General features: G+C 70.0%; 14 protein-coding genes, 1 pseudogene and 1 riboswitch. Of the genes and pseudogenes, 12 read left to right on the top strand and 3 right to left on the bottom strand.

Translation table 11 applies throughout. The features are described from left to right. Window positions 1-217: pseudogene (locus AX690_RS24090) on the top strand (hypothetical protein); the annotation flags it as partial. Between the two features lie 161 nt (window positions 218-378). On the opposite strand, the gene cobU reads toward AX690_RS24090, so the two are convergent. Then, on the bottom strand, window positions 379-897 hold the full coding sequence (gene cobU, locus AX690_RS24095; protein WP_066683740.1) for a bifunctional adenosylcobinamide kinase/adenosylcobinamide-phosphate guanylyltransferase: 519 nt from the start codon (window positions 895-897) through the stop codon (window positions 379-381). 36 nt (window positions 898-933) lie between these two features. Continuing rightward, a riboswitch (cobalamin riboswitch) is annotated at window positions 934-1124 on the top strand. Between the two features lie 139 nt (window positions 1125-1263). Here cobU and AX690_RS24100 point away from each other — a divergent pair. The 11 genes from AX690_RS24100 (at window position 1264) to AX690_RS24150 (ending at window position 12577) form a co-directional block, all read left to right on the top strand. Then, entirely contained in the window at window positions 1264-3213 is a 1950-nt protein-coding gene (locus tag AX690_RS24100) for a TonB-dependent siderophore receptor (protein WP_066683738.1), read from the top strand. Between the two features lie 9 nt (window positions 3214-3222). Then, window positions 3223-4239, top strand: a complete 1017-nt coding sequence (locus AX690_RS24105) for an aminotransferase class I/II-fold pyridoxal phosphate-dependent enzyme (RefSeq protein ID WP_066683737.1) — start codon at window positions 3223-3225, stop codon at window positions 4237-4239. Next, on the top strand, window positions 4229-5074 hold the full coding sequence (locus AX690_RS24110) for an ABC transporter substrate-binding protein (protein ID WP_066683736.1): 846 nt from the start codon (window positions 4229-4231) through the stop codon (window positions 5072-5074). The genes AX690_RS24105 and AX690_RS24110 overlap by 11 nt, the downstream gene beginning before the upstream one ends. Beyond that, window positions 5071-6057 (top strand): iron ABC transporter permease, encoded by a 987-nt coding sequence (locus AX690_RS24115; protein ID WP_082769442.1) that lies wholly within the window; start codon window positions 5071-5073, stop codon window positions 6055-6057. The genes AX690_RS24110 and AX690_RS24115 overlap by 4 nt, the downstream gene beginning before the upstream one ends. Next, window positions 6054-6833, top strand: a complete 780-nt coding sequence (locus tag AX690_RS24120; RefSeq protein WP_066683735.1) for an ABC transporter ATP-binding protein — start codon at window positions 6054-6056, stop codon at window positions 6831-6833. Before AX690_RS24115 ends, AX690_RS24120 begins: the two co-directional genes overlap by 4 nt. Further along, entirely contained in the window at window positions 6823-7749 is a 927-nt protein-coding gene (gene cbiB / locus AX690_RS24125) for an adenosylcobinamide-phosphate synthase CbiB (protein ID WP_066683734.1), read from the top strand. Before AX690_RS24120 ends, cbiB begins: the two co-directional genes overlap by 11 nt. Continuing rightward, on the top strand, window positions 7737-9194 hold the full coding sequence (locus AX690_RS24130; RefSeq protein WP_066683731.1) for a cobyric acid synthase: 1458 nt from the start codon (window positions 7737-7739) through the stop codon (window positions 9192-9194). Before cbiB ends, AX690_RS24130 begins: the two co-directional genes overlap by 13 nt. Continuing rightward, entirely contained in the window at window positions 9194-10225 is a 1032-nt protein-coding gene (gene cobT / locus AX690_RS24135; protein WP_066683729.1) for a nicotinate-nucleotide--dimethylbenzimidazole phosphoribosyltransferase, read from the top strand. Before AX690_RS24130 ends, cobT begins: the two co-directional genes overlap by 1 nt. Before the next feature lies 1 nt (window position 10226). Beyond that, the gene (gene cobS, locus AX690_RS24140) at window positions 10227-10988 is read left to right on the top strand and encodes an adenosylcobinamide-GDP ribazoletransferase (RefSeq protein WP_066683727.1); all 762 of its coding nucleotides are present in this window, start codon (window positions 10227-10229) and stop codon (window positions 10986-10988) included. Further along, entirely contained in the window at window positions 10985-11497 is a 513-nt protein-coding gene (locus AX690_RS24145) for a tyrosine phosphatase family protein (RefSeq protein WP_066683725.1), read from the top strand. The genes cobS and AX690_RS24145 overlap by 4 nt, the downstream gene beginning before the upstream one ends. Window positions 11498-11692: 195 nt before the next feature. After that, window positions 11693-12577, top strand: a complete 885-nt coding sequence (locus AX690_RS24150; RefSeq protein ID WP_231732089.1) for an alpha/beta hydrolase — start codon at window positions 11693-11695, stop codon at window positions 12575-12577. 139 nt (window positions 12578-12716) lie between these two features. Here the strand turns inward: AX690_RS24150 and AX690_RS24155 are convergent, their stop codons facing one another. Continuing rightward, window positions 12717-14642: a sialate O-acetylesterase gene (locus tag AX690_RS24155; protein ID WP_066683720.1), complete on the bottom strand. Its 1926-nt coding sequence runs from the start codon at window positions 14640-14642 to the stop codon at window positions 12717-12719. Between the two features lie 9 nt (window positions 14643-14651). Next, window positions 14652-16054, bottom strand: a 1403-nt coding sequence (locus AX690_RS24160; protein WP_197426747.1) for a glycoside hydrolase family 3 C-terminal domain-containing protein, incomplete at its 5' end; no start/stop codon positions are given.

The raw sequence follows: 16054 nt of genomic DNA on the forward strand, positions 1-16054 counted from the left end.
GGACCGTCCGAGTAACCCCCTCGAACCTGTCCCCGCTCGATCGCCCCCCGCCGCCGCAAATGGTCGCTGGCCACGCGCCCTTTCCTCGCGACGAGGTGAAGACAGAATACGGCAGGTTTCAAAGGGTAGGATAAGTTGGCGCGAACGCTCGTCGAGCGCTCATGAATCCCTCTCTCTTCGAGAGAGGGAGGGGCCCATGCGAAGCATGGGAGGGTGAGAGGTTTCACCCTTTCCGGACAGGGCGGTGATGGACAAGTAGCTGAAACGGCTGAGAATTGCGGCGGACCGCGTAACCACTCATCCTCCCGCGCCTGGCGGCGCGGGCCCCTCCCTCTCTCTAAGAGAGAGGGTTTTTCATTCCCGTCTCCCGACGAGCGTTCACCCCTGAGGCTTCATCTTCAGCGGCAGGCCCGCCGCCACGAAATAGACCTCGTCCACGGTCGCCGCCAGGCGCTGGTTCAATCGGCCGGCTTCATCGCGGAAGCGGCGCCCCAGCGGCGTCTCCGGCACGATGCCCAGCCCGACCTCGTTGCTGACCAGCCAGAGGCGGGCGGGGCAGGCCGCGACGGCCGCAACGAGTTCCGCGCACGCCGCCTCGACGTTCCGTTCGGCCAGCATCTGGTTCGACAGCCACAGCGTCAGGCAATCGACGACGGCGATCGCGTCGGCGGGGAGGCCGCTGATCGCGGCGGCGAGCTCCAGCGGCGCCTCGACCGTGACCCATGATTCGCCGCGATCGGCCTGATGGCGGGCGATTCGCTCGGCCATCTCGTCATCGAAGGCCTGCCCCGTCGCGATCATCACCGTTCGACCTCCGCCGGCCTCGGTTTCCGCCGCTCTCTGGGCGAAGCCGCTCTTTCCCGAGCGCGCGCCGCCCAGCACCAAGGTCGCGGTCATGAAAGCTCCACATTGACGGTGTGCGACGCAGCATATAGGCCATGCGTCGCGTCAGGCTCCTCGAAAGAGGATTAAAAGGGAACGAGGTTCAAGACCTCGGCTGCCCCCGCAACTGTAAGCGGCGAGCTCTAGCGCCATAGGCCACTGGGTCCCTCGGGACCTGGGAAGGCGGCGCCAAGAGCATTGACCCGTGAGCCAGGAGACCTGCCCGGCGCGGTCGTTCATCGCTCGGCCGGGGTGCGCCGAACGAACGGGATCTCCCGAGAAACGACAGTCAAAGGACCGCGCGACGGTCCGTGTTCGCGCGTGGTCCGCCTCGCGCGAGCCGGTTTGGCGCGTGGGTCGTTCAGTAGGGGAAGTAGAACCATGATCCGAGCTTTTCTGAGCTCCACCGCCTTAGCCACCACCCTGATCGCCGGCGCGGCGTTCGCCGATGATCAGAAGGCCCCCGAGGCCGACGTCGCCGGCGCGACCGGCGCCAACGGCGTCGCCCAGGTCGTCGTCACCGCCACCCGCACCGCCCAGCCGATCGAGAAGGTCGGCGCGTCGGTCACCGTCCTGACCCAACCGGCCATCGAGGCCAGCCAGGCCATCTCGGTCGTCGAGCTATTGGCCCAGACGCCGGGCGTCAGCTTCACACGTAACGGCGGACCCGGCACGACGACCGGCCTCAACATCCGCGGCGCCGAGACCCAGCACACCGTCGTCCTGATCGACGGCGTCAAGCTGAACGACCCGTCCTCGACGCAAGGAGGCTTCAACAGCGGCAACCTGCTGGTCGGCGACATTTCCCGTATCGAGATCCTGCGCGGCGCCCAGTCGACCCTGTGGGGCAGCCAGGCCATCGGCGGCGTGGTCAACATCGTGACCGCCGAACCCACCGCGCCGTTCTCCAGCTCGATCGACGCCGAGGCGGGCGCGCGCAAGACCGGCTACCTGCGGGCCGGCGTCGGCGGCGCTGGCGACAAGATCACCTGGCGCGTGGCGGGCGGCTACTACACCACCGACGGCTTCTCGGCCTACAAGCCGGGCAAGGAGAAGGACGGCTACCAGAACGCGGGCCTGTCGGGCCGCCTGCGGGTGGCCCTGGCCGAGAACGTCTCGGCCGAGGTTCGCTCGGTCTATTCCAAGGGCAAGAACGACTTCGACGGCTTCAACGTCGACAGCCCCGAGTTCGGCCGCACCGAGGAGCTGGTGATCTATACCGGCCTGAACTTCGGCCTGCTGGACGGGCGCTGGAACAACCGGGTCGGCTACGCCTACACCGACACCGACCGCGAGAACATCAATCCGGCCCGGCCCGCCGTGCCGCTGACCTTCGACGCCGCCGGCAAAAACAAGCGCTGGGAATACCAGGGCGTCTTCGCGGTCACCGAGACCGTGACGGCGACCTTCGGCGCCGAGACCGAGAAGGCGCGGATGCGCACCCGTTCGCCCTCGGTCAGCAAGCCGAACCCTGACTTCGCGACCGGCAAGGTCGGCGTCGACAGCGTCTACGGCCAGCTCCAGGCCGAGGTCGTTCCTGGCCTGACCCTGACCGCCGGCGTCCGTTACGAGGACCACGACACCTATGGCAGCCACACCCTGGGCCAGGCCTCGGCCGCCTGGGCGCTGAACGAGGGGAACACGGTTCTGCGCGCCAGCTTCGGCCAGGGCTTCCGCGCCCCGGGCCTCTACGAGCTGTTCAGCGAGTACGGCAACCTGAACCTGTCGCCCGAGGAGTTCGACAGCTGGGACGCCGGGATCGAGCAGCGCTTCCTGGGCGGCAAGGCCCGCGCCATCGTCACTTGGTTCCACCGCGAGGCCGACAACGAGATCCGCTACTTCTCGTGCACCGGCGGCGCCGATCCGCTGTGCGCGCCGGGCGGCGTCTCGCGCTGGGGCTACTACAGCAATGTCCAGAAGACCAAGACGCAAGGGCTTGAACTGATTGGCGAATATAAGCCGGTCGACGGCCTGACCCTGACGGGCAACTACACCTACACCGACGCGGAAAACGACTCCGGCGCCAACAAGGGCAAGCAGCTGACGCGCCGTCCCAAGACCATGGGCAACCTGTCGGCGACCTATGTCTGGCCGGTGAAGCTCTCGACCACGGTGGCGGTCCGCTACGTGGGCAAGACCTACAACAACGACGCCAACACCCAGGAGGTGAAGGACTACTCCCTGGTCGACCTGCGCGCGTCCTATCCGCTGAAGGATGGCCTGGAAGTCTTCGGCCGCGTCGAGAACGCGTTCGACAAGGACTACCAGACGATCCTGAACTACGGGACGCCTGGCCGCGGCGCCTTCGTGGGCCTGCGGGCGCGCTTCTAGAGTTCGGAGATGGCGTCGATCCCCCACCTCGGCGCCTTCCGACATGGCGGCCGTCTCCGCGAGGCGATGGCCGCCTATCCGGACGTGCGCGAACCCTGGCTGGATCTTTCAACCGGGATCAATCCCGAGCCCTGGCCGGGCGCGCGCGCGCCTGACCGCGCCCTGCGATCTCTGCCCGATCCTTCCGCCCTGGCCGAACTGGAAGCGGTCGCCGGCCGCGCTTTTGGCGTCGCCGATCCCCGACGGGTCGTGGCGGTCGGCGGCGCGGACATCGCGCTGAGGCTGCTGCCGCTTCTGCTGAACGAGGGCGGCGTCGCCCTGGTCGCGCCGATCTACGGCGGTCATGCCGAGGCCTGGGCCGGCCGAAAGCCGCAGATGGTCGCGACGATGGACGAGCGCCGCGCGGCGGAGGCGGATATTCTTGTCCTGGTCAATCCGAACAACCCGGACGGCCGGCAAGTCGGGCGAGACGCGCTGGCGGCTCTCGCCGCGGCGCGATCCGCCCGCGGGCGATGGACGATTGTCGATGAGGCCTTCGGCGAAACCGCGCCGCACCTCACCGTGGCGGATCTCGCGATTGAGCGTCTGGTCGTGCTGCGCTCGTTCGGCAAGTTCTACGGCCTGCCCGGAGCACGGCTAGGATTTGTCATCTGCGGCAATCTCTTGGCGCAACAATTTCGTGTTGTTCTGGGAGATTGGCCTGTCTGCGCTGACGCCTTGGCTCTGGGCCTCGGCGCCTATGCCGACGAGGCCTGGCGCGCGACCACCGCGGCCTGTCTGGCGACCCAGGCTCGCAATGTCGATGCGGTTCTCAGCGCGGCCGGGCTCGGCGTCGTCGGCGGCTGTGATCTCTTCCGCTGGGTCGAGACGTCCGACGCGCATCGGCTGTTCGCTGGTCTCTGCGCTCGGGGCGTCCTGACACGGCCGTTCGCGGAGCATCCGACGCGGCTGCGTTTCGGCATTCCTGCCCGCGACAACCTGGAGCGGCTGCGCCGGGCGCTGCAGGCGGTGCGCCATGCGGCCTAGCCGTCGGACAGTCATGGGGGGCGCCATCGCCCTCGGCGCGGCGACGCCAGCCATCGCCGCTCCCCGGCGCGTGGCCTCGTTGAACGCCTGTCTCGACGCCATGCTAGTGCATCTGGCCGACCGGTCGCAGATCGCCGCCCTCAGCCACTACGCCCGCGAGCCGCACGGCTCCACCGTGGCGGCCGAGGCCCGGACGCTGCCGTTCACCTGGGAGACCGCCGAGGAGATCATCGCGCTGCAGCCGGATCTCGTCCTGGCCAGCCAGCACTCGGCCCTGGCCACCCGCAACGCGCTAAAACGCCTGCACGTCCCCGTCGAGCGCTTCGCCGTGCCCAAGACGATCGCCGAGAGTCTCGACCAGGTCCGGCGCGTGGCCCGCCTGATCGGCCGTCCCGAGCGCGGCGAGCAGCTGGTCGCCCGGATCCAGGCAGCCATCGTCGCGGCGAGGCCGCGTCCCGGAACGCGCCGGCTGAGCGCTTTGATCTATCAACCCAATGGCTTCGCGGCGGGACCTCACACGTTGGCGGACGAGATGATGACCCTGGCCGGCTTCGACAATGTCGCGCGGCGTTATGGCTTGAAGTCCTGGGGCAATGTTCCGCTTGAGCTGCTGCTGGCCGATCCGCCGCAGGTTCTGCTGGTCGGGGTTCCCGCGCCGGGCGCGCGCAGCTGGGCCGACCGGGTCATGACCCATCCGGCCCTGGGCGCTCTGAAGGGGCGAATGCAGCAGGTCCGCTTTCCCGAGCGGCTGCTCTATTGCGGCGGGCCGGTGCTGATCCAGTCCGCCCAGGCCATGGCCCACGCCCGCGCCGAAGTCCTGGGAGTGACGGCATGAAGACGCGATCGATATGGCTCGTCTGCGGTGCGCTGGCGGCGACGCTGGCCTTGCTGTTCGTCGTCAGCCTCTGCGCGGGAAGGGTCTGGGCGCCCTGGAGCGCCTGGGTCTCGAACGGCGCCGATCCTCGCTGGGCGATCGTCTTCGGCCTGCGGCTGCCACGCACCATCCTGGCGCTGCTGGTCGGCGGAGCCCTGGGCTTGAGCGGCGCGGCGCTGCAGGGCTACACCCGCAATCCGCTGGCCGATCCTGGCGCGTTGGGCGTGTCTTCGGCGGCCGCCATGGGCGCGGTGCTGACGCTCTATCTGGGAACCGCGGCCCAGGCGAGCTGGATCTTGCCGGCCGCGGCGATGGTCGGGGCGGGCCTGGGCGTGGCGGCGCTGCTGGCGCTGGCGGGCGTCACCTCCAGCATCGTCACCTTCATCCTGGCCGGCTTCGTCGTCCAGACGGTCTGCACGGCGGGCATCTCGCTGGCGCTGAACCTGGCGCCCAACCCCTGGGCGGTCGACGAGATCATCAGCTGGGTCATGGGCTCGTTGGCCGACCGCAGCGTGGAGGAGGTCAGAATCGCCGCGCCGGGCGTCGTCGCCGGATGCCTGGTCCTGCTGACCCAGGGCCGCGCGCTGGACGCCCTGACGCTGGGCGAGCAGGGCGCCCAATCGCTGGGCGTCAGCCTGACGCGCACCCGCCTGCTGCTCGCCGTCGGTGTCGCCCTCGCCGTTGGCTCGAGCGTAGCCGTGACCGGGGTCATTGGCTTCGTCGGCCTGATCGTGCCACACCTGCTGCGGCCCTGGGTCGGCTCGCGGCCGGGCGCGGTGCTGCTGCCGTCGCTGCTGGGCGGCGCGGCCCTGACCCTGGGCGCTGACATCCTGGTCCGCCTGACCCCCGCCGCCGAGGAGGTCAAGCTGGGCGTCGCCACGGCCGTCCTGGGCGGGCCTTTCTTCCTCTGGATGCTGATGGCGATGCGCAGGAGGCTGGCGTGAGCGACGATCTTTTCGCCGAAACGGTCAGCCTCAGCCTGGGTGGTCGCGCGGTCCTCAACCAGGTCACTGCTCGCTTTCGCAAGGGCGAGCTGATGGCGATCGTCGGGCCGAACGGCGCGGGCAAATCCAGCTTGCTGAGCTGCCTGGCGGGCTTGCGACGGCCGGACAAGGGACGCATCAGCCTGGACGGCGCCGTCGTCGCGGATATCCCGGCGCGCAGCCGGGCCCGGGCGATGGCCTTCCTGGCCCAGACGCCGGAGATCGCCTGGGACGTCGATGTTCGGACCTTTGTCGGCCTGGGGCGCACGCCGCATCTGGGCGCGTTCGGGCCTAGCGCGGAGGACGCCGTGGCCATCGATCAGGCGATCGCGATGACCGGCCTCGACGATTTCGCCGAACGCGCGATCACCCGGCTGTCGGGCGGCGAGCGGGCGAGGGCGCTGATCGCGCGCGCTCTGGCGGGCCAGACCGATTGGCTGCTGGCCGATGAGCCGTTGACCGGTCTAGACCCCGGACACGCGTTGGATGCCGTGGACCTGTTCCGCCGGCTGGCGCATGACGAGGGCAAGGGCGTCGTCGTCACGCTGCATGACCTGACCCTGGCGGCCCGCTTCGCCGATCGCGTGCTGCTGCTGGACCGGGGCTGCCTGGTGGCGGACGGCCCGCCAGGCCAGGCCCTGACGCCCCAGGCGCTGGCCATGGCCTATGGCGTCCAGACCCGCACCCACGTCGGCGCGGCGGGGCCGCTGATCGAGATCCTGCGCCGTGTGGACTAGTCCGTGGATCGTGCTGAGCGCGGCCGCTCTGGAAGCCGCGGTCGGCTATCCCGAGGCGCTGCACCGGCGCGTTCCACATCCCGTCGTCTGGATCGGCGCATTGATCACGAGACTGGAGGCGACGTTCAATCGCCCGGACTGGAGCGATGCCGCCCGGCGCCTGGCCGGCATGGCGACGCTGCTGACGATAATCCTCGTCAGCGGTCTGTCCGGCTGGCTGCTCGCGCGCTTTGGCGGTCCGATCATCGTCGTGATCATCGGGACCCTGGGGCTGGCGCAGCGCAGTCTCTACCAACATGTGTCCGCTGTCCTGAGGCCGCTGCAAGCCGGCGACCTGGTCGCGGCCCGCGAGGCGGTCGGCATGATCGTCGGTCGCGACGTCCAGCGCCTGGACGCCGGCGAGGTCGCCGCGGCGGCGATCGAGAGCCTGGCCGAAAGCTTCAACGACGGCGTGGTCGCGCCGATCTTCTGGTTCGTCATCGCCGGCCTGCCGGGCCTCTTTGTCTACAAGGCTGTCAACACCGCCGACAGCCTGATCGGCCACCGAGAGCCGCGTTGGCGGGCGTTCGGCTGGGCCTCGGCGCGCTTCGATGACCTCTTGAACCTGGCGCCTGCGCGGCTTGCCGGCGCCCTGATCGCGCTCGCCGGACGCGGCGGCTGGTCTACGATGCTGCGCGACGCGCCCAAGCACGCCTCGCCGAACGCCGGCTGGCCAGAGGCGGCGATGGCCGGCGCGCTGGGCGTGCGACTGGGCGGCGCGGCCTGGTATGACGGCGAACGGTCCGACCGCCCCGTGTTCGGTGATGGCCAAGAGGTCCAAGTCTCGGACCTGTCGCGCGCGCTGCGCATCTACCTGCTGGCCTGCGCGATCCTGTGGCTGCTTCTGGCGTGCGGAGGGCTGGCATGGCCGCGTTGATGATCCAGGGTTGCGGCTCCGACGTCGGCAAGTCGGTTCTGGTCGCGGGTCTCTGCCGGCTGTTCGCCAATCGCGGCCTGACGGTCCGCCCGTTCAAGCCGCAGAACATGTCCAACAACGCCGCCGTCACCGCCGGGGGCGGCGAGATCGGCCGCGCCCAGGCGCTGCAGGCCATCGCCTGCCGGACCCCGCCGACCGTCGACATGAACCCGGTGCTGCTGAAGCCGCAGAGTGATGTCGGCGCCCAGCTGGTGGTGCGCGGCCAGATGGCCGGAACCTGGAAGGCCAGCGGCTACCAGGCGCGCAAGGGTGAATTGCTGGATGTCGTCGTCGAGAGCTTCCGGCGCCTGGAGGCTGAAAGCGATCTGGTCATCGTCGAAGGGGCGGGGAGTCCGGCCGAGATCAACCTGCGCGCCGGCGACATCGCCAACATGGGCTTCGCGCGCGCGGCGGGCGTGCCCGTGGTGCTGGTGGGCGACATCGACCGCGGCCATGTGATCGCCGCCCTGGTCGGCGCCCACGCGGTGCTGGACGAAGGCGACCGCGCCATGGTGCGCGGTTTCCTGATCAACAAGTTCCGCGGCGATCCGGCGCTGTTCCAGGACGGCCGCCGGATGATCGTCGAGGCGACGGGCTGGCCGGACCTGGGCATGGCGCCCTGGCTGACGGCGGCGCGACGGCTGCCGGCCGAGGATGCGGTCGTGCTGGATGGCGCGCCTCGTCGGGACGGGCGCAAGATTCGCATCGTTGTCCCCATGCTGTCGCGCATCGCCAATTTCGACGAGTTCGACGCCCTGCGGACCGAGCCCGAGGTCGATTTCGCTTTCGTGCCGCCCGGCCAGCCGCTGCCCGGCGACGCCGACCTCGTCATCCTGCCGGGGACCAAGGCGACGCTGGCGGACCTGGCCTTCTTCCGCGCGCAGGGCTGGGACATCGACCTCTTCGCCCACGTCCGTCGCGGCGGTCGTGTGCTGGGCGTCTGCGGCGGGTTCCAGATGCTCGGGCGTCGCCTGTCCGATCCCGGGGGCGTCGAAGGCGCGTCGGCCTCGGTGGAAGGTCTGGGCCTGCTGGACGTCGAGACCGTGATGACCGGCCAGAAGACTTTGCGTCAAGCCGCCGGTCGGCTGTCCGGAGGCGCGCGCTTCGAGGGCTATGAGATGCATGTCGGCCGCACGACGGGCGGCGCGCGGCCGATGCTTTGGTTCGACGGCGGCGGCGAGGACGGCGCCATGTCGGCCGACGGCAAGGTGCGCGGCTGCTATATGCACGGCCTGTTCGACACCGGCGAGGCGCGCGCCGAGCTGCTCGCCGAACTGGGCGCGGTCTCGGATCGCCTGGACCAGTCCACGCGCGTCGATCAGGCGCTCGACGACATCGCGGCCGCCCTGGAGGCGGCGTTCGACATTCCCGCCCTGGCGGCCATCGCCGGCCTGGAGACCTTCTGATGAACCTGCCCGCTGTTTCCCCGGTCGACCTCGCCGGCGCCGAAGTCCTCCGCGCCCAGCTTGACGCCAAGGCCAAGCCGCTGGGCGCCCTGGGGCGGGTTGAGGAACTCGCCACGCGCCTGGGCCTGATCGCGGGCGGTCCGCCGCCGTCGTTCGATCGCGCGCTGTTGCTGGTCTTCGCCGGAGACCATGGCATGAACGTCGAGGGCGTCTCGGCCTATCCCTCGGCCGTCACCCAGGCGATGGTGGCGACCTTCTTGGCCGGCAAGGCCAGCGCCAACGCCTTCGCCCGCGCCGTCGGGGCGGAGCTGCGGGCGGTCGACGCCGGCGTCGACGCCGAACTGGCGCCGCATCCGGTGCTGGTGGACGCCAAGGTCCGACGCGGAAGCCGAAACGCGGCGGTCGAGCCCGCCCTGACCCTGGCCGAGGCCGAGCAGGCGCTGGCGCGCGGCGCCGACATCGCTCGTCAGGCGATCGGGGAGGGTTTCGAAATCCTCGCTCTAGGTGAGATGGGCATCGGCAACACCGCTTCGGCGGCGCTGTTGACGCACCGCCTGGCGCCCGCGCCGTTGGCTGATTGCGTCGGACGAGGGGCGGGTCACGACGACGCCGGCCTAGCGCGCAAGACCGCCATCCTCGAGCGGGCCGCCGCGCGCAACGGCGCGACCGAGCCGTTGAAGGTTTTGGCGGAGTTCGGCGGCCTGGAGATCGCCATGATGGCCGGCGCGATCATCGGCGCGGCTTCGGCCAAGGTTCCGATCCTGGTCGATGGCTTCATCGTCTCCGCCGCCGCCCTGGTCGCGATCCGGCTGGTCCCCGAGGTCAAGGATTACTGCGTCTTTTGCCACCGCTCGGTGGAGCAGGGGCATGGCCGGTTGCTGGCGGCCCTGGAGCTCGATCCGCTTCTGGCGCTGGACCTGCGTCTGGGCGAAGGGACCGGCGCCTTGCTCGCTCTGCCGCTGGTCAGGGCCGCCTCGCGCCTGCTGAGCGATGTCGCCAGTCTGGACGACGTCTTGAACGGGCGGCTCTGAGTTGCGTTGGCTGGCTCGCCAGGCGCAACTGCTGCTTTGCGCCGCCCAGTTCCTGACCCGGGTTCCGACGCCCGCGTTGAAAGGGTTCGAGACGGATTGGATCACGCGAGCCGCGCGGTATTTTCCTCTGGTCGGGCAAGGTGTTGGCGCGATCTCCGCAGGCGTCTTCGTCCTCGGCTTCCACGTCTGGGGCGCGGGCGTGGCGGCGGTGCTGGCGCTAGCGGCCGGCCTGCTGGTCACGGGCGCCTTCCACGAGGACGGCCTGGCTGATACGGCCGACGGCCTAGGCGGCGGCCAGACGGCCCAGCGTCGCCTGGAGATCATGAAGGACAGCCGCATCGGGACCTACGGCGTCTGCGCCCTGGTTGTCGCCCTGGGGCTGAAGGCGACCATGCTGGCGAGCGTCTCGGCCCAGGTCGGCGCCTTGGCCCTGCTGGCCGCGCACGGTGCTGGACGAGCGGCGGCCGTCGTTGTGATGCGGGTGACGCCCTACGCCCCGTCTGGCGAGCCCGGCAAGTGGAAGCCGACACCGATGGGCGTGCGGACCAGCGAGACGGTTGTCGCTCTGGTCATCGCGATCTGGCCGCTGCTGCTTCTGCCCATGCCCGCCGTCGGCTTGGGCCTGGCGCTGGGGAGCGTCGCGGCGCTGCTTCTGGCGCGGACATCCATCCGTCTGATCGGCGGCCATACCGGCGATGTGCTGGGCGGCGTCGAGCAGGTGTTCGAGGTCGGCTTCCTGCTGGGCGTGGCGGCGCTGGCGTGAGGCTGATCGTCTGTCCAGGCTCGGCTGTCGAAACGCTGCTGGCGCGCGAGCCGGTTGATCACGTGCTGACGCTGGTTTCGCCGGACGCCGAGGTCGGCGCGCGCGCGGTCCCGGCGACCGTGCTGCGCTTCAACGATATCACCGAACCGCGCGCCGGCCTGGTCGCGCCACACGCCGAAATGGTCCACGCGATCATCGCCTTGGGGCGAGAACTTCCGCCCGATGCAACCCTGCTGGTCCACTGCTTCGCCGGCGTCAGCCGCTCGCCCGCCGCCGCCTATGTCCTGGCTTGCGCGGCGAGCGTTGCAGGCGATGAGCGCGCCATCGCCCAGCGGCTGCGCGAGGCCTCGCCCAAGGCCACCCCCAACGCCCTGATGGTCTGCCTCGCCGACGAGATCCTCCAGCGCGGCGGCGCCATGCGCGAGGCGATCGCGGGGATCGGGCGGGGGGCGGACGCCTATGAAGGCGACGTAATCGACTGGACGTTAAGCGGTTCCGCTCGCGCCTAGGTTCGGCGACGAGATCGCCCGCCCCGGAAATTGATGGGACCGCTAACAATCGCCGTGACAGCCGCTGCAGAATTTGTAGGAGTAAAGCCGAGCCGCGCCACAAGCGGTCGAACAACAAATATTGGGAGCGAGAACGATATGGGGTTCTTCGGTAAGAGAGGCGGCCGCGCGGGAGTCCTGGCGACAGGCTTGGCGATGGCTTGGCTGCTGGCTTCGCCCGCCTCGGCGCAGAACGACAAGATGACGCCGATCGCGATCCCGGCGCAGCCGAACGCGATCACCTTGAACACCGGCCCGCTGCCGGGCGCCGCGAACGCCGAGAGCTGGCACAGCCAGTACGGCAGCGTCTTTGCGCGCAACGTCACGGTCGCGACCCTGACGCCGTTCCTGCCCGATCCCGCCAAGGCCACCGGCGTGGCCGTGATCGTGGCCCCCGGCGGCGGCTTCCGCACCCTGTCGATGGAGAACGAGGGCTGGGACGTCGCCAAGGCCCTGGCGGACAAAGGCGTCGCCGCCTTCGTGCTGAAGTACCGCCTGAACCAGACGCCGGCCGACATGCCCGGCTTCGAGGCGTCGATGAAGGCGATGTTCTCGGGCGTGGCGCGCGCGCCGCGCATGGACCCGCAGTCGGCGGTCACGGCGCTGCAGCCTCAGTTGGCCGACTCCCGCGCCGCCTTCGCCCTGATCCGCTCGCGGGCGGCTGAGTGGCATGTCGATCCGGACCGCATCGGCATGGTCGGTTTCTCGGCCGGCGCCATGCTGACCCTGACCACGACCCTGGCCGTGGAGGACGCCAAGCCGGCCTTCATCGGCCTGATCTACGGCTCCCTGGCGCCGGCGACCGTGCCGGCCAACGCGCCGCCGATGTTCTTCGCCCTGGCGGCGGACGACCCTCTGTTCGGCAACAGCGGCTTTGGCCTGATCGAGAGCTGGCGCGCGGCCAAGCGGCCGGTGGAATTCCACCTCTACGAACAGGGCGGCCACGGCTTTGGCATGTACAAGAAGAAAACCACCAGCACCGGCTGGTTCGACGCCTATGTCAGCTGGATGGCGATGCACGGCTATATGAGCAAGAAGTAGGACCTCGCTCTCGTGTCATCCCGGAAGCCTCGAAGAGGCTATCCGGGACCCAGGGGCAGACGCATTGCCGCTAGCCCCTGGGTCCCGGGTCGGCTTCGCCGCCCGGGATGACACGCGATATTGGACAAACAGAAGTGTCCTAGGGCACGGGGACCTCGAACGGGCCGACCGGCAGGCCGGCGTCGTCGAACAGATTGACCACCGGGCTGTCGGCCCAGGCGTAGCGGACGCGGTCCACGGGCTGGCCGTCGCCGCTCAGCATCACCTTGTCGCCCTGGACGCGCGCATTGGCGAAGCGACAGACGCCGCCGCCGCAAAGCTCGAAGCCGATCGCCACGGCGCCGCTGCGGGGCGCGAGGGCGCCCGTCACGTCCTTGAAGGTCAGGGTCACACCGCCGACGGCGTCGCGGGCGGCCGAAGCGATACGCGGTCCGGACGGCGCGACGGCTTCGCCATAGGCCACGGCGCGCATGGCCCGCGCGGCGCGACGGCCGACCTCCTGCTTTTCGCCGGGATGGATGTCCAGCGGATCGCCATGGTCGATCGTCACCACCACGGCCGCGTGGCCGTCGGTCTCGGCGACGCGGCGCTGGACGTCGCGGACGCCCGCCCAGCCGCTTTCCACCGGACGCTTGGCGGTGGCGCCATAGGCCGAGAGCTGCACGATGGCGAACGGCAGGTTCGGCGTCTCGAACCGCGCGCGCCAGTCCTTCAACATGGCCGAGAGGCGACGGTCATAGCCGGGCAGGCCGGTGTCGGACTCGCCCTGGTACCACGCCACGCCCGCCAGGCTGACCGGGCCCAGGGGCGCGATCATGCCGTTGTAGAGCGTGCCCGCGCCGTTGATGTCGTCCCAAGGCGAGCGCGGCGCGTTCGACGTCGAGCGCCCGGCCGGCGCGTAGCGCCAGCCCTGGTCGAGCGGCAGGCTGGTCCCGTCGTCGAACCGCAGCTGCATCGCGCTGGCCGGTCCCAGAATGCCGCCGTCGGCATAGACGTTGTCGGCGTTGACCAGGATGACGTTGCGGCCCTCGCGCAGCACGCCGGTCTTCAGGCGATACTGGCGCGCGCGGCCCAGGCTGGTGCCGCCGACCGGCTGGCCGTTGATCCAGGTGCGGTCCGCGTCGTCGATCGCGCCAAGGTTCAGCACCGAGGCCTGACGGGCCTGCTCGGCGGTCAGCACGATCTCGGTCTTGAACCAGACCATGCCGAGATAGCCCTTCATCTCGGGCAGGCCCCAGCGGCTGAAGGGGCCGACGACGGGGACGGACTTCCAGGCCAGGCCCGCGTCGTCGCGCCAGGGCTCGCGCCCCTGGGCGAGGCCGGAGGTGTCGCGCCACCAGGTCTCCCACTGGCTGGCCGCGGCCTTTTCCGCCGTCGCCGTGTCGCGGGTGTAGAGGGCCAGGGTCTTGGCGGGCTCTCCCAGGCCCGCCTGCTCCAGGCCGTCGGGCGAGAGCCAAGCCGACTGGCGCGAGCCGCCCCAGCTGGCGTGGATCAGACCGATCGGCGCCTTGGTCGTCTCGCGCAGGGACTGGCCCATGTAGAAGCAGACCGCCGAGAACTTGCCGATCGTCGCCGGCGTCGCGGCCGTCCAGGCCGGCGGGACGTCGAACCTGTCCTGCGGCGCGAAGGCCAGGCGCTTGGGAACCGTCATCAGGCGGATCTGGGGATCGTTGGCGCCGTAGATCTGGAAGCTGTTCTGCGACTGCTCCGTCGTCATCTCCATGTTGCTCTGGCCCGAGCACAGGAAGACGTCGCCGATCAGCAGGTCGTCGATGACCTGTTGGCCGCTGGGCGCGTCCAGCAGCAGCCGGTAGGGACCGCCGGCTTCGAGCGCGGGGAGCGTCAGACGGAAGCGTCCGACCCTGTCGGCCTGGGCGCTGACGGTCTTGCCGGCGAGGTTGGCCGAGACCGTCTCGCCGGGCAGGGCCTTGCCGGTCAGGATGATCGGCCGGCCGCGCTGCAGGACGGCGTGGTCGCCCAGGGCGCCGTCGACGATGGGCGCGGCCAAGGCGGAGGTCGCGAGCGCCAGCGCGGCGGCGCTGGCGAGGAGAGCCTGGATTCTCAAATTGTCCTCCTACTTCGGCAGCGCCACGGCCTGGGCGACCGCGAAGTCGGCCGAGCGGCTGGCGACGCCGGTCCCAGGCTGCCCCGAACCGACGCTGACCTTATAGGCGCCCGTCACGACCTGGCGCCCCCCTTCCGCATCGACCGAGCTCAGGTCGCGCGGCGACAGCGAGAAGGTCACCGACTTGGCCTCGCCGGGCTTCAGGTTGATGCGCTGGAAGCCGCGCAGGGCCACGCGCGGCGCGCCCGGTGTGTTGGGGAAGTTCAGATAGAGCTGGGCCACCTCGTCGCCGGCCCGCGCGCCGACATTGCGGACGGTCGTGGTGACCCGCAGGCCCTGGCCCGCGTCGCCCTTGACCGGCTCGACCTTCAACGGCGCATAGTCGAAGCGCGTGTAGCTGAGACCGTGGCCGAACGGATAGACCGGCTGGCCCGTGAAATAGCGATAGGTTCGCCCGTCCATGCGGTAGTCGCCGAACGGCGGCAGGTCGTCGACCGACTTGTAGAAGGTCAGCGGCAGGCGGCCCGACGGGTTGGTCTTGCCGGTCAGGACATTGGCGATGGCCAGGCCCCCGGACTGGCCCGGATACCAGGCCTCCAGGATCGCCGAGGCATTGTCCTTGGCCCAGGAGAGGTTCAGCGGGCTGCCGTTCATGGCCACCACGACCAGCGGCTTGCCCAGCGCCTTGGCCTGCTCCAGCAGCGCTTGCTGGTCGGCGGGGATGTCGAGCGTGGTCTTGTCGCCACCCTTGAAGCCGGGGATCTCGACCGGAGACTCCTCGGCCTCGAGGTCAGAGGTCAGGCCGACCACGGCGACCAGCACGTCGGCCTGGGCCGCCGCCGCCTTCAGCTCGGCGGTCGGGTCGGTGGCGACGCGCTTCCAGACGAGATCAACGCCGGAGAGCGCGTGGGCCTCCGACATGACCTCGATCGCGTAGCGGCGACCTTTCTCCAGCTTGATCGTCTTCATCGTCGGCAGGCTGCCCCAGCCGGATTTCTTGAGGTCCGCGAAGGGCTTGCCGTCCAGCTTCATCTCGCCGTTGAAGCCGGTCAGGCCCAGGCGATAGGTCCCCGTCTCGGGCGGAACCAGGAAGCCGGTCCAGATCACGCGATGGTGGTCGAGCACGCCGGGCAAATCGAGGCTGCGAGCGGCGACATTGGCCTCGACGCGGCTGGCGACCGGCTGGTCGGCGTAGCGCATCTTGGCGACGATATCGCCGAAGGTCCCCGGCTCGAAGCGCTTGGGCGGCGTCTCGGTCGGGTTGTAATAGCGCGCCTGCAGGCCCGGCTTGCCGTCGGGCGTGCGCAGGGCCGAGGTCGGCACCTTGTCGCCGTCGGTGTAGGACGGCCCGAACGGGGCGTAGGCCACCTTGGCGCCGGGCAGGACGCGGCGCAGGCCCTCGACCACCGAGA

It is taken from the genome of Caulobacter sp. CCH9-E1 (assembly GCF_001556515.1).
GTDB lineage: Bacteria > Pseudomonadota > Alphaproteobacteria > Caulobacterales > Caulobacteraceae > Caulobacter.

Coding starts and splice junctions, on each gene's coding strand:
- cobU (WP_066683740.1), bottom strand. CDS start 897: ATGACCGCGACCTTGGTGCTGGGCGGCGCGCGCTCGGGAAAGAGCGGC.
- AX690_RS24150 (WP_231732089.1), top strand. CDS start 11,693: ATGGCTTGGCTGCTGGCTTCGCCCGCCTCGGCGCAGAACGACAAGATG.
- AX690_RS24110 (WP_066683736.1), top strand. CDS start 4,229: ATGCGGCCTAGCCGTCGGACAGTCATGGGGGGCGCCATCGCCCTCGGC.
- AX690_RS24105 (WP_066683737.1), top strand. CDS start 3,223: ATGGCGTCGATCCCCCACCTCGGCGCCTTCCGACATGGCGGCCGTCTC.
- AX690_RS24115 (WP_082769442.1), top strand. CDS start 5,071: ATGAAGACGCGATCGATATGGCTCGTCTGCGGTGCGCTGGCGGCGACG.
- cobT (WP_066683729.1), top strand. CDS start 9,194: ATGAACCTGCCCGCTGTTTCCCCGGTCGACCTCGCCGGCGCCGAAGTC.
- AX690_RS24100 (WP_066683738.1), top strand. CDS start 1,264: ATGATCCGAGCTTTTCTGAGCTCCACCGCCTTAGCCACCACCCTGATC.
- AX690_RS24130 (WP_066683731.1), top strand. CDS start 7,737: ATGGCCGCGTTGATGATCCAGGGTTGCGGCTCCGACGTCGGCAAGTCG.